Genomic DNA, 19,104 nt, shown 5'->3' with positions numbered 1-19,104 from the left:
CCGTCCTATTAGGGCAAGCAGGCTTTGGGGGGAAGGCCCGCAGGTGACGCGAGGGCAAAAAAAAATCGCCGGGACGATGCCCGGCGAAGTCCAACAGGGAGGTTGAAGTGATGAGCGTATAAGCATCATCGGCTTCGAAGGCTCAAATAGGCAGCAGTTTGTGAACGATCAAGGAAAAACCCTATCAACTTGAGACATGCCCGCTATGCACTCACAGCATAGCTGGGATCAGGAGGGGGTCTCGTTATCGCGTATCTTGCGGCGGTGGTTGAATATTTCTTCTTGAACGAAGTCTCGAAATGCTGCGACGCGTTTCGATTGGCGCAGTTCTTCGGGGTAGGCGAGGAACACAGGAACCTCACCGGATTCGATTTCAGGCAGCACGCGGACGAGCTGTGGGAAGTCTTCGGTCAGGTAATCGGGCAGCACGCCGACGCCCAAATTCGCCAGAACCGCCTGCAATGCGCCAAAGTAGTTGTTCACGGTGAGCGTGCTGAGGACATCATAGCTCAGCAAATGCTGCACCAGTGTCGCGCCCGCCGAGACCTGAGCCGCATTGGGGCTCTGGCAAATCAGACGGTGGGCAGAGATTTCTTCGACCGTGGTGAGCGGTGCGTGCGTGTCGAGGTAGTCCTGAGTCGCATAGAGACGCATCCGAATGTTCATCAGACGTTTGCGGATCAGGTCGGCCTGTGACGGCTCTTTCATACGGATCGCAACGTCGGCTTCACGCATGGGTAGGTCGAGCACCCGCTCTTCGAGCATCAGGTCGATTTTGAGCTCTGGATATTTCTCGTAGAGTTTCGGCAAACGCGGCGCGAGCCACATGGTGCCAAAGCCCGTGGTGGTGGTCACTTTCAACTCACCGAACACTTCTTCTTCGCTGTCGCGAATACGCGCGGCGGCAGCCTCGAGCCGTTTGTTCATCGCGCGGGTGGCGTCGAACAAGAGTTCGCCTTGCTCGGTCAGGATCAGACCACGGGCATGGCGGTGAAAGAGGGTGGTGTTCAGAGATTCCTCAAGCGAGCGAATCTGACGGCTGACCGCAGATTGGGACAGGTGCAGGGTTTCGCCAGCGTGGGTCAGTGACCCTGCATCCGCAACTGCGTGAAAAATCCGAAGCTTATCCCAGTCCATCGTACTCTGTGCCCGCCTGTTTTACCGCTCACTACTATGTGCCCATTACCTACGGTCATAACAGCTATGCAACCTGATAGGCCATGAAAAACATAGGAGTAGGTGCGCTAACAGATAATTTGTAACGGAAATGCGAAATTAAAGGCAGTTTGCCCATATCCGGTGCCTTTTTGGTGAGCCGCTGGATATACCTGTTTCACTTTTAGGGAATCAGCCGAGACGATCCAAAATGCAGCGTTCTGACCGCCATGTGGCCCGCGATATCAGTTATGCCAGCGCCGTGGCGAACAGAGGGGGCCGCGTCCTTGTCCGCACGATGGAAAACGTCACGGGGCGGTTAAAGCTCATTCGGCAGGCCAAGGGCTATGACCGCGAGGTCGCTGAGGGTCGCGATTTCTGGCAGGTGATGGCCGAACGCTATCGGCTGGGGCTAGAGGTCACCAAAGGATCGCTGAGTGATATTCCCGCTGAGGGGCCTGTGGTCGTGGTGTCGAACCATCCCTACGGTATCCTAGATGGGATGATGATGGGGTTGATCCTGTCGGAACGGCGCGGCGGTGATTTCCGCGTCTTGGCCCATCAGGTTTTTCGCCGCTCTGCCGACCTCGAACGGGTGATCCTGCCGATCAGCTTTGACGAGACCAAAGAGGGCGCGCGGCTGAACCTTGAAACCCGCGCTGAAGCGATCCGATATCTTAAACAGGGCGGGGCGATTGGGATTTTCCCAGGGGGCACTGTTTCGACCGCGCACCGTGGGTTTGATCGGCCTCTGGACCCGATGTGGCGTAATTTCACCGCTAAGATGGTCGCGAAATCTGGGGCGACTGTGGTGCCGCTCTATTTCGATGGGCAGAACAGCCGCCTGTTCCAGCTTGCCAGCCGTTTACACTATACTCTGCGCATGGGGCTTTTGATCCGTGAATTTCGTGCGCGCGTCGGATCACGGGTCAAAGTCGCTGTCGGCGCGCCGATTTCGCCACAGGAGCTCGCCCCTTATGCCTCTGACCCCAAAGCGATGATGGATTTCCTTCGGGAACGGACGTATGCATTAAGTGAACGCCCCGATGGGACCAACCGTCTGGGCTTTGAATTCGAGGCGAAATACAGGAAACGCTAATGGCGGTCGGGGTTTTTGATAGTGGTTTGGGTGGGTTAACGGTTCTGGATGCATGCCAGAAGCGCCTGCCTGATGTTCCCTTTGTTTATTTCGGGGATAACGCCCATGCGCCTTATGGTGTGCGGGATGCCGACGATATCTATGACCTGACGACCAAAGCCGTCGCCCGCATGTGGGACGAAGGCTGCGACCTCGTGATTATCGCCTGTAATACGGCCTCTGCGGCTGCGCTGCGCCGCATGCAGGAATCATGGGTTCCGCGTGACAAACGTGTGCTCGGCGTTTTCGTGCCTCTGATCGAGGCGCTGACCGAACGGCAATGGGGTGATAACTCGCCGCCGCGCGAAGTTGAGGTGAAACACGTTGCGCTCTTCGCGACCCCTGCCACCGTGCGGAGCCGCGCGTTCCAGCGCGAACTGGCGTTCCGTGCGATCGGCGTGGACGTGGAAGCCCAAGCCTGCGGCGGCGTTGTGGATGCGATTGAGGACGGCGATATGATCCTCGCCGAAGCTCTCGTTCGGAGCCATGTTGAGGCGCTTCAGCGCAAGATGCCTGAACCTGATGCCGCGATCCTTGGCTGCACCCATTACCCGATCATGGAAAAAGAATTCCAAGACGCGCTGGGTCCGAACGTGAAGGTATTTTCCCAAGCGAACCTCGTTGCGGCGAGCCTTGAGGATTACCTGCAGCGTCGGCCTGAAATGCTGGGGGCAGGGACGGACACCGTTTATCTGACCACGGGCAATCCGTCGAAGGTCTCTGATCGCGCCACACAGTTCTTGCGACGAAAAGTCGAATTCATTTCGGCCTAATTCGGCAAACCCGCCGGTTGCGGTGGGGCTCACCCTTACCTATCTCACTCCTCAAACGGGAGACCCCTATGACTTATAACGTCGCTATTCTTGGCGCTTCTGGCTACACAGGCGCCGAACTCGTGCGGATCATTGCAACGCACCCGAGCCTGCAGATTGCCGCTCTTTCTGCGGATCGTAAGGCTGGCATGCAGATGTCGGACGTGTTCCCGCACCTGCGCCATCTGGACCTGCCGACGCTCTGCACGATTGATGAGATCGACTTTGATCAGATCGACCTCGCGTTTGCGGCGCTGCCTCATGGCCTGAGCCAAGCGCTCGTCCGTGATTTACCGAAAAACGTTAAAGTCGTGGACCTTGGCGCGGATTTCCGTCTGCGCGATCCTGCGGCCTATGAAAAATGGTATGGCGCACCGCATGTGGCGACCGACCTCCAGAAAGAAGCCGTTTACGGCCTGACCGAGTTCTACCGCGACGACATCAAAAACGCGCGTCTTGTGGCGGGCACGGGCTGTAACGCGGCGACGGTGCAATTTGCGCTGCGTCCGTTGATTTCGGGCGGGTTGATCGACCTTGATGACATCATTTGTGACCTGAAAAACGGGATCTCTGGCGCGGGGCGGAGCCTCAAAGAGAACATGCTCTTTGCGGAACGCTCCACCGATGTGATGGGCTATAGCCAAGGCGGCAAACACCGTCACTTGGGCGAGTTCGATCAGGAGTTCAGCCTTCTGGCTGGTCGCCCTGTTGAAATCATGTTCACCCCGCATCTGGTGCCTGTGAACCGCGGTATCCTTGCGTCCTGCTATGTGCGCGGAGATGCTCAGGCGATCCATGCGGCGCTGGTGGAACAGTATAAAGACGAGCCGTTCATCGTGGTGCTTCCTTTTGGCGCGGCTCCGTCGATGGGCAATGTGACGGGTTCGAACTATTGTCACATTGGTGTGGTAGGCGACCGCAAGTCCGAACGGGCGATGGTTGTCTCTACGCTCGATAACCTGAACAAAGGGTCGTCGGGTCAGGCTGTGCAGAACGCAAACCTCATGCTGGGGCTGCCTGAGACCGAAGGCCTGCTATTGGCACCGGTATTCCCATGAGTGGTCTGAAAAGCCTGAAAAAGAAACGTCGTATCCAGATCATCGTTCTGGCCTTTGTCGCGCTTGCGCTCTCGGCTGGACTGATCGGCTACGGGTTCCGCGATGGCATCAACTTTTACCGCGATCCGACCGACGTGATTGCGGCACCGCCCCCCGCTAACGAAGTGTTCCGCCTTGGTGGTCTGGTCGAAGAGGGGTCGCTGGTCCGTGGTGAGAGCGAGACGATCACCTTTAACGTAACGGACGGTGCAGAGGTTATTCCGGTAACCTATACGGGCATCCTGCCTGATCTCTTTGGTGAAAATCAGGGGATGATCGGTACGGGTAAATACGTGAACGGCACCTTCGAAGCCTCTGAAATCCTTGCGAAACATGACGAGGATTACATGCCGAAAGAAGTGCTCGACAGCCTCAAGGATTCGGGCCTCTACGTTGATCCGAACGCTGCTGCAGGCGAGAGTTAACCTTTGTCTGTCATGCTTGGCCTCAATCAAAAAGAGGCCGAGCTATGCAAACTGTCCAAGAGATTGCCAAAGGCATCGTCGCTCGTGAGGGTGGCTATGTAAACGATCCCGCCGATCCCGGTGGTCCCACGAAATTCGGCGTCACCCTCGCCACGCTGCAACGGTTGCGGCGTGATGTGACAGGGGACGGGCGCATTGATGACCGCGATGTGCGGGCGCTGCGCGAAACGGACGCCGTCGATATCTTCGTCGAACATTACTTCAACCAGCCACGGATCGGCGAATTGCCAGAGCCGCTGCAGGCGAGCGTGTTCGATATGTATGTGAACGCGGGCGCGGGGGCGGTGCGTATCCTGCAGCGGCTGTTGTGCGATATGCGTATCCCTGTCGCGATTGACGGGGTTCTGGGGCCGCAGACGATTACGGCGGCGCATCGCGGCTATGACGCTGCCCCTGATCATATCGTCGATGCCTACGGGATTGCGCGGCGCAATTACTATTACGCCTTGGCCGATGGTCGCCCATCGTTGCGCAAATTCGCAACGCGCAGGGACGGTGGCAAAGGTGGCTGGATCCTCCGCGCCGAAGCCTTTGTCAGCACGCGGTATCACCTCTCGGATGAGGCACATAAACAACGGGTGTCAGCATGGGGGTAATCGCACGCATCATGGACGCTCTGTTCGGGAATGGCCGCAACATCGTCAGGGAAACCGTTGGAATATTTTCAGAAAACACAGAGGCAGGCGCTGTGCGTGATGCCTCGGCCAAGGCTCAGGCGCGCGACCAGTTCGCAGCAGAGTTCAGGGGGGACCGCAAGGGACTGTTTGATCGGGTGATAGACGGGCTCAACCGTCTGCCCCGTCCCTTGTTGGCATTCGGAACGCTGGGGCTGTTCGTTATGGCGATGGTTGATCCGATCTGGTTTGCGGGTCGGATGCAGGGGATCGCGCTGGTGCCAGAGCCGCTCTGGTGGTTGATGGGCGCGATTGTGTCCTTCTATTTCGGTGCTCGCCATCAGGCCAAAGCGCAGGATTTTCAGCAGTCCGTCGCAGAAACCGCCGCCCAAGCCGCTGTTGTGACCTCGCGGGTCAAAGCGATTGAAGCGTTGGGCGCGGGGGCAACTTTCGCTGCCCCCGCAGCAGAGCCGAACCCCGCGTTAGAGGACTGGAGGGCAGATCATGACCGATGAATGGGCGCAGCTCGTGGACCAGCGGATCGCACGGCTGGAGACGTCGAACGCGGTGGACGAAGTGGTCCGTGCAACGGTGGAATCTCGCCTCCATGCCATTGAGGACATGCTGAAATGGCTGATCCGTTTGGTGATGGGTGGGTTGATCATGGCGATGTTGGCCTATGTTGTTGCAGGTGGCATGGCCTTGTCCGTCTAGTCCTGCGTCAAGGTGCATCAGCATAAACGACGCCCAATCGCCCCGTTGTGATTGGGCAGACCGCCCGAATACGTTAGAAAGATCGCATGATTACTGAACTCGGACACTTTGCCCTGATTCTGGGCTTTGGCATCGCTATCATCCAGATGGTGATCCCTATGATCGGCGCCCAAAAGGGCTGGCGTAACTGGATGGCGGTCGCGGACCCCGCGGCCACCTCGCAACTGATCCTTGTGGGGTTTAGTTTTGCGGCCCTGACCTATGCGTTTGTCACCTCTGACTTTTCGCTGAAACTGGTCACGATGAACTCTCACAGTGACAAACCGATGCTCTACAAAGTGTCGGGCGTTTGGGGTAACCATGAGGGGTCGATGCTCTTGTGGCTGTTGATCCTGACCTTGTTTGGCGCCTGTGCGAGCTGGTTTGGCGGCAACCTTCCCGACACGCTCAAGGCACGGGTTTTGGCGGTTCAGTCGACGATTTCGGTCGCGTTCTACGCCTTTATCATCTTTACCTCGAACCCGTTTTTGCGGCTTCAGGTGCCCCCGTTTAATGGTCAAGACCTCAACCCGCTGCTTCAAGACCCAGGTTTGGCGTTCCACCCGCCGTTCCTCTACCTCGGTTATGTGGGCCTCTCGATGGCGTTTTCATTCGCGGTGGCGGCTCTGATCGAGGGCCGCGTTGATGCGGCATGGGCGCGTTGGGTGCGTCCGTGGACGCTGGCCGCGTGGATTTTTCTGACCATCGGGATCGGCCTTGGGTCGTGGTGGGCTTATTACGAACTGGGCTGGGGCGGGTTCTGGTTCTGGGACCCTGTTGAAAACGCATCCTTTATGCCGTGGCTTCTCGCAGCGGCACTCTTGCACTCGGCCATCGTGACCGAGAAACGAGAAAGCCTGAAAAGCTGGACGATCCTTCTGGCGATCCTCGCCTTTGGCTTCTCGCTCTTGGGAACGTTCCTCGTGCGGTCTGGGGTGATTACCTCGGTCCACGCATTTGCCAACGATCCAGAGCGTGGGGTGTTTATCCTCGCCATTCTGTTCGTCTTTGTCGGCGGGGCGCTGACGCTGTTCTCGTTCCGCGCGGGCAGCCTAGAGGCAAAAGGCGTGTTCTCTCTCGTTAGCCGCGAAAGCGCGCTGGTGATGAACAACATCCTCCTCGCGGTATCAGCGTTCGTGGTCTTTGTGGGCACGCTTTGGCCACTGGTGGCAGAGATGACAACGGGGCGGACCCTGTCGGTCGGTGCGCCGTTCTTTAATGCGGCCTTCACGCCGTTCTTTGTCGCGCTCGCGGTGATCCTGCCGCCGGGTGCAGTTCTCGCGTGGAAACGCGGATCGGTCGCCAAAGCGATGAAGCCGATGTGGGCTGTTCTGATCCTCGCCGTGGCCTTGGGCGGTTTGGCCTTTGCTGTGCAAACGGGCAATTCTGCGATGGGGCCGATTGGTGTGATCTTGGGCGCGTGGGTCGTGTTCGGTGCGATGATGGACCTGTGGCAGCGGGCAGGGAACGCGTCGGTCGCTGACCGTCTGCGCCGTATCCGCAATCTGCCGCGGGCTGATTGGGGCAAGTTCACGGCGCACTCTGGACTGGGTATCACGATGTTCGCAATCGCGACGCTCATGGCGTGGGAGCAGGAGGACATTCGCACGCTCAATGTCGGTGAATCCTTTACCATCGACAAATGGGAGCTGACCTTGGACGCGGTGGACCGTGTTGAGGGGCCGAACTTCCTGAGCCAAATGGCAACCTTCACCGTCAAAGAAAACGGCGAGTTCCTGACCACCCTGCATCCTGAAAAACGGTTCTATCAGGTCGCGGCGATGCCAACGACCGAAGCGGGTATTCGCAACGGCGTGTTTGAGGACATCTACGTTGTCATAGGTGATCCGCAGGACGACGGTGGCTGGGCTGTGCGCACCTACATCAAACCCTTTGCCAACTGGATTTGGGCAGGGTCGTTGCTGATGGCCTTGGGCGGTGCGATTTCGCTGACGGATCGTCGTTTGCGGGTGGCCGCAGGTGGTGCGAAATCAAAGGCGAAAGCGAATATGGTGGCGGCAGAATGAAACGGCTTTTGCTTGCAGCTCTGCTGACCCTATCGACGCCTGTGATGGCGGTGCAACCTGATGAGGTGCTCGACGATCAGGTGCTAGAGACACGTGCGCGAGACATTTCAAAGGGGCTGCGCTGCCCTGTCTGTCAGAACGAAAACATCGACGATTCCAACTCTGCCATTAGCCGCGAACTGCGGCTTTTGGTGCGGGATCGTTTGATCGAGGGCGACACGAACGAAGAGGTCGTGGATTTCATCGTGGCGCGTTACGGTGAATATGTGCTGCTCGAACCCACGAAAGACGGGTTCAATATGATCCTCTGGGTCGCGCCCCTTGGGATGTTGATCCTCGCGCTTGGTGCTGGCTTTGCCACGGTACGGCGCAAGGGCACGGCATCATCTGATGCCCTGACGGACGCGGAAAAAGCGCGTCTTGAGGAAATAATGAAGTCGTGACGCACGGTTTTGCTTTTCTGTAACTCGGGCATTGCTAGTCTCTGCCCGAGACACAGAGGAGCCCTCATGGATTATTCCGCCATCACGCTGGACATCACCGACAATATCGCGGTGATCACCCTGAACCGCCCTGACAAAATGAACGCCCTGAACGCGCAGATGCGTGCAGAGGTTACCCATGCGATCAAGGACGCTGAAACCCGTGCGCGGGTCATCGTGCTGACTGGAGCGGGGGCTGCGTTCTGTTCAGGTCAGGATCTGGGCGACGGTGGCAATGCGGCGAACCTCGACCTCGCGCGGGTGCTGCGCGACGAATATGTGCCGATGCTGAACGCGATGTATGACTGCCCTGTGCCTGTGATCGCTGCGGTGAACGGCGGGGCTGTTGGGGCAGGGGCGAACCTTGCGCTCGGCGCTGATGTGGTGATCGCCTCTGACACCTCGTATTTCATGCAGGCGTTTTCAAAGATCGCGCTGATCCCTGATGCGGGTGGTACGTGGTTTCTGCCGCGTCAGGTCGGCATGGCCAAGGCGATGGGCATTGCGATGTTTGCAGATAAGATCACCGCGCAGCAGGCCTCTGACTGGGGCATGATCTATGAGGCGGTGCCTGCGGAGGGGTTTGAGGCGCATTGGCGTGCCCGTGCGGCGCACCTCGCCAATGGTCCGACCGAGACATACCGCCACCTGAAAGAAGCGCTGCGGGCGAGCCAGTCGAACACGCTGGCGGAGCAGTTGGATGTTGAGGCACGGCTGCAGGGCAAATGCGGTAAGACCCGCGATTTCCGCGAGGGCGTTGTGGCCTTCCTCGAAAAGCGTCCCGCGAAATTCGAAGGGCGTTAACGAAAAACGGGCCGTCGTTTGGCGGCCCGATCGTCATAGAAAAAGGCCACCCGATTGGGTGGCCTTTTGCGTTCTTAGCGTTCTTCGACTGGAACGTATTTGCGCTGCGTTTCGCCGAGGAACAACTGACGCGGACGGCCAATTTTCATCTGCGGATCGCCCAGCTGTTCTTTCCACTGCGAAATCCAACCAACGGTGCGCGACAGCGCAAAGATCGGTGTGAACATCGATGTCGGGAAGCCCATCGCTTCGAGGATGATGCCCGAGTAGAAGTCGACGTTCGGGAACAGTTTCTTCTCTATGAAGTAAGGGTCGTTCAGAGCGATGTGCTCGAGTTCCTTAGCAACCTGCAGGAGCGGGTTGTTTTCAACGCCGAGGAGTTCCAGAACTTCGTCTGCGGACTGTTTCATAACGGTCGCGCGCGGGTCCATGTTTTTGTAAACGCGGTGGCCAAAGCCCATCAGACGGAACGGATCGTTCTTGTCTTTGGCGCGAGCGATGAACTCAGGAATGCGGTCAACGGTGCCGATTTCCTTGAGCATTTCGAGACATGCTTGGTTTGCGCCGCCGTGTGCCGGACCCCAGAGACATGCGATGCCTGCTGCGATACATGCGAACGGGTTTGCGCCCGAGGACGACGCCAGACGCACGGTCGAGGTCGATGCGTTCTGTTCGTGGTCAGCGTGTAGAGTAAAGATACGGTCCATTGCGCGTGCAAGGATCGGGTCAACCTTGTATTCTTCCGCAGGCACAGAGAAGCACATGTGGATGAAGTTTGCCGCATAGTCGAGGTCGTTGCGCGGATACACGAACGGCTGACCGATCGAGTATTTATAGGCCATCGCAGCGATGGTCGGCATTTTCGCGATCAGGCGGTGCGACGCGATTTCACGCTGACGTTCGTCGTTCACATCGGTCGAGTCGTGGTAGAATGCGGACATCGCACCAACAACGCCCACCATGGTCGCCATCGGGTGGCTGTCACGACGGAAGCCACGGAAGAACATGTGCATCTGTTCGTGGATCATCGTGTGGCGGGTGATCGTGGTTTCGAACTGTTCCAGTTCTTCTTTCGACGGAAGGTTACCGTAGAGCAGGAGGTAGCACACTTCGAGGTAGTGCGAATTCTCGGCCAGATCCTCGATCGAGTAGCCGCGGTGCTGCAGTTCACCTTTGTCACCGTCGATGTAGGTGATGGTGGAATCGCACGACGCGGTCGATGTGAAGCCTGGATCGTAGGTGAACACACCTGCCTGACCATAGAGCTTACGGATGTCGATGACGTCCGGACCTTGGCTCGGCGACAGGATCGGCAGCTCGTAAGAGGTTCCGTCGATTGTCAGTGTGGCGTTTCTTGTGTTCTCGGCCATTCTCTTTCCCCTGTTTAGGAGCTCGGCGCGCGTGTCGCGCCGAGACGTTGGTCGTAATCCCAGTATATAACGACGTTATGTAAACGTCGTGTTAGGCGGTCACGTCTTTTAGACGTGCAACAGTTTCGTCCCGCCCCAGGACAAGCATCATATCAAAAACACTAGGGGTTACTGCGCGGCCTGCGAGAACCGACCGAAGCGGCGCGGCAAGTTTGCCCAACTTCGTGTCGTTTGCTTCTGCGACTGCTGCGACGATCCCCTCGAGCGTGTCTCGATCCCAGCTAGCATTTTGCAACTGCGGCGTCAATTCTGACAGTATACCACGGGATACAGGATCGAGGGCCTTTTCCGCTTTCTCGTCCATCTCTAGTGGGCGAGAAGCCATGATAAAGTGCGCTTTTTCAAGGAGTTCTGGGAAAGTCTTAGCCCGTTCCTTGAGGCAATACATACCTCGCGTCATTGCGTCGCGCTGGTCATCTGTGAGCGGTGCGGCCCCTGTGGAGGCCAAAAATGCTTCGAGTTCATGCAGCAGTGCGGCATCGTTAGCGTTAGCAATGTGCTGGCCGCAGAGGTTTTCGAGTTTCTTGAAATCGAAGCGTGACGGGGATTTGCCGATTCCATTGAAATCGAACCATTCCATAGCCTGAGCATCAGTAAAGAATTCGTCGTCGCCGTGGCTCCACCCCAGACGGGCGAGGTAGTTGCGCATACCAGCGGCGGGGTAACCCATCGTCTGATATTCATCGACGCCCGTTGCACCATGGCGTTTCGACAGTTTCTTACCATCAGGGCCAAAGATCAGCGGGATGTGCGCGTAGACGGGCAGCGGCCAGCCCATGGCGGTATAGACCAGCATTTGACGCGCCGCGTTGTTGAGGTGGTCGTCGCCGCGGATCACGTGGGTCACGCCCATATCGTGGTCATCGACCACAACGGCGAGCATGTAGGTCGGGGTGCCGTCCGAGCGCAAAACGATCATATCGTCGAGCTGATCGTTGCGGATGGTCACGTCGCCTTGGACCTGATCGTGGATTACGGTGGTGCCCTCAAGAGGAGCCTTCACGCGGATCACGTATGGCAAGTCAGGGTGGGTGGACGGATCAGCATCACGCCACGGGCTGCGGTAAAGGGTCGATTTGCCCTCGGCCTTGGCCGCGTCGCGGAAGGCCTGAATTTCGTCTTGGGTCGCGAAGCATTTGTAGGCGTGACCAGAGGCAAGCATTTCATGCGCAACCTCAGCGTGGCGGTCCGCGCGTTCAAACTGGCTGATCGCCTCGCCATCATAATCGAGGCCAAGCCACTCCATCCCCTTGAGGATAGCTTCGGTCGCTTCGGGCGTGGAGCGTTCACGGTCGGTGTCTTCGATCCGCAGCAGGAATTTCCCACCCCGTCCACGGGCATAGAGCCAGCTGAACAGCGCAGTGCGGGCGGTTCCGATGTGCATGTATCCGGTCGGAGACGGCGCGATGCGGGTGACGACGGGCGTTTGGGACATGGGCAATTTAACCTTTCGCTAACCATGGTCGGCTCAAGTGAAGGGGATATAGGCCGGACGGGGGCAGGACAAGTGCGCGTGATGGGATGGGTGAGGGCAAACCTCGCGTTACAGCGTGGACATTCCGTAAACTGGGTACCCGTCGGTCTGGGCGTGGGCGTCGCGGGATATTTCGCGGGGGTGGCTGAGCCGAGTGATGTTCACTGGACGATGGTTTGCGGCGGGATCGTTTTGTCGGTGCTCTGCGCTGTGATCCAGCGGCCGATGCGCGTTGTGTGGATAGGTATTGCGCTGATTTTGTTCGGCTTTCTGATCGCAGGCGTTCGGGCGAATGCGGTCGCTGCCCCGCAACTGGGATTTCGCTACTACGGCCCGATTGAAGGGCGGATCGTGCAAATCGACCGATCCCAGTCAGATGCGGTGCGTTTGACGCTCGATCATGTGGTGTTGGAGAATCTCGCGCCCGATCGAACGCCCGCCCGCGTGAGGGTGTCTCTGCATGGCGATCAGGGGTGGATTGATCCCGTACCGGGGCTGGTTGTGATCCTCACGGGGCACCTGTCGCCGCCCTCTGGTCCGGTCGAGCCGGGGGGATTCGATTTCCGCCTCTCAGCATGGTTCGACCAGTTGGGGGCGGTGGGATACACGCGGACGCCCGTTTTGGCGCTGGATGACGACCCGCGCGGGCTGGGTATTGATGTGCTGCGCATGAGGGTTGGCGACCATATCCGAACGCGGCTTGAAGGCGATAGCGGTGCTTTTGCGGCGGCGATCCTCACGGGCGACAGGTCGTCCATTGATGCAGAGGTCGTCGAAGGGCTGCGGGCCACGAACCTCGCGCATTTGTTGGCGATCTCAGGGCTGCACATGGGGCTGTTGACGGGCGTTGTGTTTGCAGCGATCCGCATGGGGGCGGCTTTGTTCCCATTTGTGGCCTTGCGTCTGCCCGTGAAAAAGATCGCAGCCGTGGCCGCGCTCTGCGTTGGGGCATTCTATTTGCTGCTGTCAGGTCGGGCTGTCGCGACAGAGCGAGCTTTCATCATGGTCGCAGTGATGTTCGTGGCGGTGCTTCTCGACCGTCGGGCCGTGACGCTGCGGGCGGTGGCCTTTGCCGCGACCATCGTGATCGTTACCCGACCAGAGGAAATCGCAGGCCCCGGTTTTCAAATGTCATTTGCGGCGACGACCGCATTGGTCGCAGTGTTCGGAGCCTTACGTGGACGCGGGTATCTGCTGCCTCGGGCCTTGCGTGGTGTCGGCGCGGTGTTCCTGTCGTCCTTGGTGGCAGGGCTGGCGACGGCGCCGTTCTCAGCCGCGCACTTTAACCAATTTTCCCACTATGGGTTGATCGCGAACCTGATGGCGGTGCCTGTGATGGGGATCGTCGTTATGCCAGCGGTGGTGTTGGCTGTGGTTTTGACGCCCTTCGGGCTCGACTGGATCGGGTTGTGGTTGATGGAGCAGGGGATCGGCTGGATCCTATGGGTGTCCGCAACGGTGGCAGGGTGGCCTGATGCGGTTGGGTTTGTGGTCAGCCCGCCGCCCATTGTCCTGCCGTTGTTGGCGTTGGGAGCGATTTTTGTCGTGCTTTGGCAGGGACGCTGGCGGTGGTTTGGGGTCGTGCCAGTGGTGGTCAGTTTGGCACTGTGGTCGGGGGGCGAACGACCTGACTTGCTGATCTCGGACACGGGCGGATTGTTGGGCGTGATGACCGACAACGGGCGGAGCCTGTCGCGCGCGACGGGCGATGGTTTCGCGGCGGAGGCATGGTTGCGCGGTGATGGGGATGGGGCGACCCAAGAGGGGGCCGCTGCGCGAGGTGGGTTCGAGGTGAATGGGCGGACCTATCGGACCGAGGCCGCTGGGTGGGAAGTGTTATTGGTGCGAGGCAAAACCACGCTCGACCAATTAGTGGACTGCGATGGGGCCGATATTGTTGTGACGAACCAACGTGATCAGGTGGAGCGACCTTGTGAGGTGTTCGACCTAGAGAGGCTCCAGCACATCGGGTCCGTGGCGATTATGCCTGATGGGCAACTCAAAACCGCCCGACAGGTGACTGGCGAGCGGCTTTGGAATTCTGGTGGTGGGCGTCAATAAGTGCGGATCAATCCGACGAGACGACCCTGAACCTTAACCTGATGGTCGTGCAGGATGCGGGTTTCATAGGCTGGGTTCGCCGCCTCTAGCGCGATCATCCCGTTCTGCCGGCGGAACTTTTTCAGCGTGGCTTCGGCGTCTTCGACCAGAGCGACCACGATGTCACCGTTCGATGCGGTCTGGGTTTCGCGGATAATCACGATGTCACCGTCATTGATGCCCGCGTCGATCATCGAGTCGCCCTTAACCTCGAGCGCGTAATGTTCGCCTTGGCCAATCATGCTCTGCGGGACGGCGACGTTGTGGGAAATCTCTTGGATCGCGGCAATCGGCACACCAGCGGCGATGCGACCCATGACAGGCAGTTCAAGAGCGCCCACGCTTTCCACCGATTTGGCGGCAGGTGGGATGCTGTCGGGGCGGTCGCCATCGATCACGCGCGGTTGGAAGCCGCCCGATTTTTTCGCCAGCGCATCAGGCAGGCGGGTGATTTCCAGCGCACGGGCACGGTGGGCGAGGCGGGTGATATAACCGCGTTCCTCTAGCCCTGTGATCAGGCGGTGAATGCCCGATTTCGACCGAAGGCCAAGTTCCTCTTTCATCTCGTCAAACGAGGGTGGAACGCCCTCTTTCTGAACGCGAGCGTGAATGAATTCGAGTAGTTGGAGCTGTTTCTTTGTCAGCATGGCTCGTCCCCAATGGCAGCGAATGTTCGCATAGGTTTTGCCATTGTTCTACATGTGTTCTTGTTTTGTGTCAACGGGAACCTGTCAGAGGGCGATGACCTCGACCATCTCGCCTGCCTTGCGGGGCGGATCATTGGGCGGACGCACGATCAGGCAGTTGGACTGCACGAGGATCGACAAAAGAGAGCTGTCTTGGGACCTCGCCGCCGTGACCGCGCCGTTTTTCAGCGTGCCGCGTTCGTAGTGTTCGCGTGGGCCGTTTTTGCCGATGTCGGCGGCAAGGCGGGCAGGGGTGGTTTCGGGCAGGACATCAGTCAGGCCCTGTAATTTGCGGACCAATGGTATCAGGAACATGATGCCACAGACGATGGCAGAGACGGGGTTTCCAGGTAGGCCGAGGTAAGGGCGGCCCTGAAAATCGCCTGCGATCAGTGGTTTACCGGGGCGCATGGCGATTTTGTAGAAGGATCGGTTGAGGCCCAATTCGCCGCCGATCCTGCCCACGAGGTCATAGTCGCCAACGGATGCGCCGCCGATTGTCACGGCCACGTCGTATTGGAAAAGGTCGGTCATTGCGGTGCGCAATCCGTCCTCAGTGTCGGGCGCGATGGGGACGATGATGCCCTCACCGCCTGCATCTTCGACCATCGCCTTGAGCGCATAGACGTTCGACGCGATGATCTGGTCGTCGGTCGGGGTCTGCCCCGGCATCACCAATTCGTCCCCCGTGGCAAGGAACGCCACACGTGGTTTGCGCGACACCGTCACCGTGGGCACATTCATCGCCGCCAAAAGAGCGAGGTCCGCAGATTTCAAACGGCGCGGGGCCGAGAGGGTGAAATCGGCCGCGAAATCGACGCCGAGAGGACGGATATTCGGCCCATCCCCAAGGTTCGGCTGGATCGTGATCCTGTCACCGTCGCGGAGGATGTCCTCTTGGATCACGACATGGTCCGCGCCCTCTGGCACAGGGGCACCCGTGAAAATCCGAACGGCCTGACCCGCCTCTAATGTGTGGTTCCAGCCATGACCTGCAGCGGATTCACCCACAACGGTGAAACTCGCGCCGATCTGAACTTCGGCGTCCCGAACGGCATAGCCATCCATCGCCGCTGACCGAAACGGAGGCTGCGCCCGCGTCGTCGCCGCAGGCACCACCATCACCCGCCCGTTTGCATCCGCCAAAGCCACCTCTTCGGTCGCCATCGGCGTTGCGAGAGCCAGACAAAGCGATTGTGCCTCAGCGACAGAGATCATGCCTCATAACGCCCTGATTTGCCGCCGTCTTTTAGGGTGACTTTGATGCCGCCGATGACCATGTCTTTTTGCACGGCTTTGACCATGTCGTGGACGGTGAGGGCGGCGGTGGAGACGGCGGTGAGAGCTTCCATTTCGACGCCCGTTTGGCCAGTGGTTTTGACCGTGGCGGAAATGCGGATACCGGGAAGGTCAGCGTCGGGGGTGAGGTCGACGGCGACTTTGGTGATGGGCAGGGGGTGGCAGAGGGGGATCAGGTCGGAGGTCTTTTTCGCCCCCATGATCCCAGCAAGGCGGGCGATGCCCAGCACGTCACCCTTTTCGGCGCGTCCCTCAACCACGAGGGCGAGGGTTTCGGCTGACATGGTGATGTAACCTTCGGCGACGGCGATGCGGGATGTCACGGCCTTGTCCGAGACATCGACCATATGCGCCTTACCGCTGTCGTCGAAATGGGTGAGGCCAGACATCACAGGCCTCCCGCGCGGAGCGGATTGGCGAGGAGGGTGCGGGTGGCCTCTTCGACGTTGTCCTGACGCATCAGGCTTTCGCCAATGAGGAAGGTCCGCGCACCATAGCGTGCCATATCGGCGAGGTCGGCAGGGGTGAACAGGCCGCTTTCGCAGACGATTGTGCGATCCTCGGGCACCATGCGCGCAAGGGTGCGGGTGGTGTCGAGGGTTGTCTCAAAGGTTTTGAGGTTGCGGTTGTTGATCCCCATCAGCGGCGATTTCAAACGGCTTGCGCGTTCGAGCTCTTCGGCATCGTGCACTTCGAGGAGGACATCCATGCCCCAGTGGAACGCGGCATCCTCTAGCTCTGCGGCCTGCGTGTCAGAGACAGAGGCGAGGATGATCAGGATACAGTCGGCGCCCAACGCACGGGCTTCGGCCACCTGATAGGTGTCATACATGAAGTCCTTGCGGAGCGCGGGCAGGCTGGTCGCCTCGCGTGCAGCGACGAGGTATTCGTCGGCACCTTGGAACGATGGGCCGTCGGTCAGGACGGACAGACAAGTCGCGCCGCCAGCCTCGTAAGCTTGGGCCAATGCGGGTGGGTTGAAATCGGCGCGGATCAGGCCCTTGGACGGGCTGGCTTTTTTCACTTCAGCGATCAAGCCATAGCCTTCGCGGCTGGCGTCCTGAAGACGGGCATGAAAACCGCGTGTCTCGGGGGCCTCTTTGGCGCGGGCCTCGACCTCGGAGAGGGGCACGCGGGCTTTGCGCTCGGCGACTTCCTCGAGTTTATAGGCTTTGATCTTGTCGAGAATATCGCTCATTTCTTGGCCCCTTGGGTGATACGGGCAAGGGTCTCGACGGCAGTCTTGGCCTTGCCGCTGTCGATGCTTTCCGAGGCGATCTCTACGCCCTCTTTGAGCGTAGCGGCCTTGTCAGCGACCACAAGGGCCGCTGCCGCATTGAGCAGGACCGCATCGCGATAGGCCCCTTTTTCTCCGTCCAGAAGGGCGATCAGCGCCTTGCCGTTTTCCTCGGGCGAGCCGCCGAGGATGTCGCGCAGACGGTGCACGGGGAGACCTGCGTCTTCGGGGTGCACTTCAAGGCCCTCGATCTTGCCGTTCGCAAGAGCCGCCACCGATGTGGTGCCCGTGATCGACATCTCGTCTGTGCCGTCCGAGCCGTGCACGAGCCACGCCTTTTCGCTTCCCAGTTCCATGAGCGTTTCGGCCATCGGGAAGATCAGGTCGGGGGCAAAGGCGCCCGTCAGCTGACGTTTCACGCCCGCAGGGTTGGTGAGCGGACCGAGGATGTTAAAGATCGTTTTGCAGCCGAGTTCCTGACGGACGGGCATCACGTGTTTCATCGCGGGGTGGTGCATGGGGGCCATCATAAAGGCGATGTTGGCCTCTTTTAGGCCTCGTTCGACGATTTCCGAGCCGACCATGACGTTGATGCCAAGCTGCCCCAGCGCATCCGCAGCGCCCGATTTGGACGAAAGGTTGCGGTTGCCGTGTTTGGCAACGGGGACGCCTGCACCTGCGACCACAAAGGCGGTCGCGGTCGAAATGTTGAGCGTGCCGATCCCGTCACCGCCCGTGCCGACGATATCCATCGCGCCTTCGGGCGCAGAGACGGGAATGCATTTGGCGCGCATCGCAGCGGCGGCGGCGGAATATTCGGAGACGGATTCGCCGCGCGCCCGCATCGACATAAGGAGACCCGCGACCTGAGCAGGCGTGGCTTGCCCCTCGAACAGGATTTCAAAGGCCTGATTGGCCTGCGAGCGGCTCAAGGGACCTTCGGAAGCGGCATAGATGAGGGGTTTGATTGCGTCGCTCATGTTGTCTCTTTCGTCTTGAGGTTGGCCAGTTCGAGGAAGTTGTTCAAAAGCTTGTGGCCGTGCTGGCTTGCGATGCTTTCGGGGTGGAACTGCACCCCTTGGATCGGAAGTGTGCGGTGCTGAAGGCCCATGATCGTGCCGTCCCCGAGCCATGCGGTCACTTCGAGACAGTCGGGCAGGCTGTCGCGCTCGACAACAAGACTATGGTAGCGGGTCGCCTCGAAGGGGCTGGGAAGGTCTTTGAACACGCCCTTGCCGTCGTGGTGCATGGTGCCCATCTTGCCGTGGACGATTTCGTGGCAGCGCACGACCTTGCCGCCAAAAGCCTCGCCGATGGTCTGATGGCCAAGGCACACACCCATAAGCGGGATCTTTGCTTCGGCTGCGGCGATGGTCAGCGGAATGCAGATACCTGCCTGTGCAGGATCGCAGGGTCCGGGCGAAAGCAGGATCGCTTCGGGCTTCATCGCGAGCGCCTCTTCGACGCTGAGCGCATCATTGCGGCGCACCACCACATCGGCACCAAGCTCG

At 59.3% G+C, this 19,104-nt stretch carries 20 protein-coding genes; 11 read left to right on the top strand and 9 right to left on the bottom strand.

Translation table 11 applies throughout. From position 1 onward, the window contains the following. Positions 1 to 228 precede the first annotated feature (228 nt). A complete protein-coding gene (locus AC1QQ2_RS00100) occupies positions 229 to 1,137 on the bottom strand; it encodes a LysR family transcriptional regulator (protein WP_479711612.1) in 909 nt (302 codons plus the stop codon). A gap of 229 nt (positions 1,138 to 1,366) precedes the next feature. On the opposite strand from AC1QQ2_RS00100, the gene AC1QQ2_RS00095 reads away from it, so the two are divergent. The 10 genes from AC1QQ2_RS00095 to AC1QQ2_RS00050 all read left to right on the top strand — a co-directional run bounded on the left by AC1QQ2_RS00095 (position 1,367) and on the right by AC1QQ2_RS00050 (position 9,367). Continuing rightward, the gene (locus tag AC1QQ2_RS00095; protein WP_479711611.1) at positions 1,367 to 2,254 is read left to right on the top strand and encodes a lysophospholipid acyltransferase family protein; all 888 of its coding nucleotides are present in this window, start codon (positions 1,367 to 1,369) and stop codon (positions 2,252 to 2,254) included. Then, positions 2,254 to 3,066: a glutamate racemase gene (locus AC1QQ2_RS00090; RefSeq protein ID WP_105234890.1), complete on the top strand. Its 813-nt coding sequence runs from the start codon at positions 2,254 to 2,256 to the stop codon at positions 3,064 to 3,066. The genes AC1QQ2_RS00095 and AC1QQ2_RS00090 overlap by 1 nt, the downstream gene beginning before the upstream one ends. 68 nt (positions 3,067 to 3,134) lie before the next feature. Continuing rightward, positions 3,135 to 4,163 (top strand): N-acetyl-gamma-glutamyl-phosphate reductase, encoded by a 1,029-nt coding sequence (argC, locus tag AC1QQ2_RS00085; RefSeq protein WP_479711610.1) that lies wholly within the window; start codon positions 3,135 to 3,137, stop codon positions 4,161 to 4,163. 5 nt (positions 4,164 to 4,168) lie between these two features. Further along, a complete protein-coding gene (gene ccmE / locus AC1QQ2_RS00080; RefSeq protein ID WP_067546560.1) occupies positions 4,169 to 4,627 on the top strand; it encodes a cytochrome c maturation protein CcmE in 459 nt (152 codons plus the stop codon). 44 nt (positions 4,628 to 4,671) lie between these two features. Beyond that, positions 4,672 to 5,283, top strand: a complete 612-nt coding sequence (locus AC1QQ2_RS00075) for a holin-associated N-acetylmuramidase (protein WP_479711609.1) — start codon at positions 4,672 to 4,674, stop codon at positions 5,281 to 5,283. Further along, entirely contained in the window at positions 5,274 to 5,816 is a 543-nt protein-coding gene (locus tag AC1QQ2_RS00070; RefSeq protein ID WP_479711608.1) for a holin family protein, read from the top strand. Before AC1QQ2_RS00075 ends, AC1QQ2_RS00070 begins: the two co-directional genes overlap by 10 nt. Continuing rightward, on the top strand, positions 5,806 to 6,015 hold the full coding sequence (locus AC1QQ2_RS00065; protein WP_479711607.1) for a pseudouridine synthase: 210 nt from the start codon (positions 5,806 to 5,808) through the stop codon (positions 6,013 to 6,015). Before AC1QQ2_RS00070 ends, AC1QQ2_RS00065 begins: the two co-directional genes overlap by 11 nt. Positions 6,016 to 6,101: 86 nt before the next feature. Then, entirely contained in the window at positions 6,102 to 8,081 is a 1,980-nt protein-coding gene (locus tag AC1QQ2_RS00060) for a heme lyase CcmF/NrfE family subunit (protein WP_479711606.1), read from the top strand. Further along, a complete protein-coding gene (locus tag AC1QQ2_RS00055) occupies positions 8,078 to 8,524 on the top strand; it encodes a cytochrome c-type biogenesis protein (protein WP_105234896.1) in 447 nt (148 codons plus the stop codon). The genes AC1QQ2_RS00060 and AC1QQ2_RS00055 overlap by 4 nt, the downstream gene beginning before the upstream one ends. Positions 8,525 to 8,590: 66 nt before the next feature. Continuing rightward, the gene (locus AC1QQ2_RS00050) at positions 8,591 to 9,367 is read left to right on the top strand and encodes an enoyl-CoA hydratase-related protein (RefSeq protein WP_479711605.1); all 777 of its coding nucleotides are present in this window, start codon (positions 8,591 to 8,593) and stop codon (positions 9,365 to 9,367) included. Positions 9,368 to 9,441: 74 nt separating this feature from the next. Here AC1QQ2_RS00050 and AC1QQ2_RS00045 read toward each other — a convergent pair whose 3' ends face one another. Together AC1QQ2_RS00045 and gltX are read right to left on the bottom strand one after the other, a co-directional pair. After that, on the bottom strand, positions 9,442 to 10,737 hold the full coding sequence (locus AC1QQ2_RS00045; protein WP_479711604.1) for a citrate synthase: 1,296 nt from the start codon (positions 10,735 to 10,737) through the stop codon (positions 9,442 to 9,444). Positions 10,738 to 10,828: 91 nt separating this feature from the next. After that, positions 10,829 to 12,232 (bottom strand): glutamate--tRNA ligase, encoded by a 1,404-nt coding sequence (gltX, locus tag AC1QQ2_RS00040; protein ID WP_479711603.1) that lies wholly within the window; start codon positions 12,230 to 12,232, stop codon positions 10,829 to 10,831. A gap of 24 nt (positions 12,233 to 12,256) precedes the next feature. On the opposite strand from gltX, the gene AC1QQ2_RS00035 reads away from it, so the two are divergent. After that, positions 12,257 to 14,332 carry a ComEC/Rec2 family competence protein gene (locus AC1QQ2_RS00035; protein ID WP_479711602.1) on the top strand — a complete coding sequence of 692 codons (2,076 nt, stop codon included), beginning with the start codon at positions 12,257 to 12,259 and terminating at the stop codon, positions 14,330 to 14,332. Here AC1QQ2_RS00035 and lexA read toward each other — a convergent pair. From lexA to AC1QQ2_RS00005, 6 genes are all read right to left on the bottom strand, one after another. Further along, positions 14,326 to 15,018, bottom strand: coding sequence for a transcriptional repressor LexA (gene lexA / locus AC1QQ2_RS00030; protein WP_105234901.1), 693 nt, complete (start codon positions 15,016 to 15,018; stop codon positions 14,326 to 14,328). The two genes, AC1QQ2_RS00035 and lexA, sit on opposite strands and share 7 nt — an antisense overlap. A gap of 84 nt (positions 15,019 to 15,102) precedes the next feature. Then, positions 15,103 to 16,275 carry a molybdopterin molybdotransferase MoeA gene (locus AC1QQ2_RS00025; RefSeq protein ID WP_479711601.1) on the bottom strand — a complete coding sequence of 391 codons (1,173 nt, stop codon included), beginning with the start codon at positions 16,273 to 16,275 and terminating at the stop codon, positions 15,103 to 15,105. Next, the gene (moaC, locus tag AC1QQ2_RS00020; RefSeq protein ID WP_479711600.1) at positions 16,272 to 16,745 is read right to left on the bottom strand and encodes a cyclic pyranopterin monophosphate synthase MoaC; all 474 of its coding nucleotides are present in this window, start codon (positions 16,743 to 16,745) and stop codon (positions 16,272 to 16,274) included. Before moaC ends, AC1QQ2_RS00025 begins: the two co-directional genes overlap by 4 nt. Beyond that, positions 16,745 to 17,554, bottom strand: a complete 810-nt coding sequence (gene trpC / locus AC1QQ2_RS00015; protein ID WP_479711599.1) for an indole-3-glycerol phosphate synthase TrpC — start codon at positions 17,552 to 17,554, stop codon at positions 16,745 to 16,747. Before trpC ends, moaC begins: the two co-directional genes overlap by 1 nt. Further along, positions 17,551 to 18,573 carry an anthranilate phosphoribosyltransferase gene (gene trpD / locus AC1QQ2_RS00010; RefSeq protein WP_479711598.1) on the bottom strand — a complete coding sequence of 341 codons (1,023 nt, stop codon included), beginning with the start codon at positions 18,571 to 18,573 and terminating at the stop codon, positions 17,551 to 17,553. The genes trpC and trpD overlap by 4 nt, the downstream gene beginning before the upstream one ends. Further along, positions 18,570 to 19,104: anthranilate synthase component II (locus tag AC1QQ2_RS00005; RefSeq protein ID WP_479711597.1), on the bottom strand; the 535-nt coding region annotated here is incomplete at its 5' end. The genes AC1QQ2_RS00005 and trpD, both read right to left, overlap by 4 nt.

Source organism: Aestuarium sp. (assembly GCF_023253315.1).
In the GTDB taxonomy this organism is placed as follows: Bacteria; Pseudomonadota; Alphaproteobacteria; order Rhodobacterales; family Rhodobacteraceae; genus Marivivens; species Marivivens donghaensis.
Note: the sequence above shows the minus strand (reverse complement) of the source record. Positions and strands in the feature narration are given on the sequence as shown.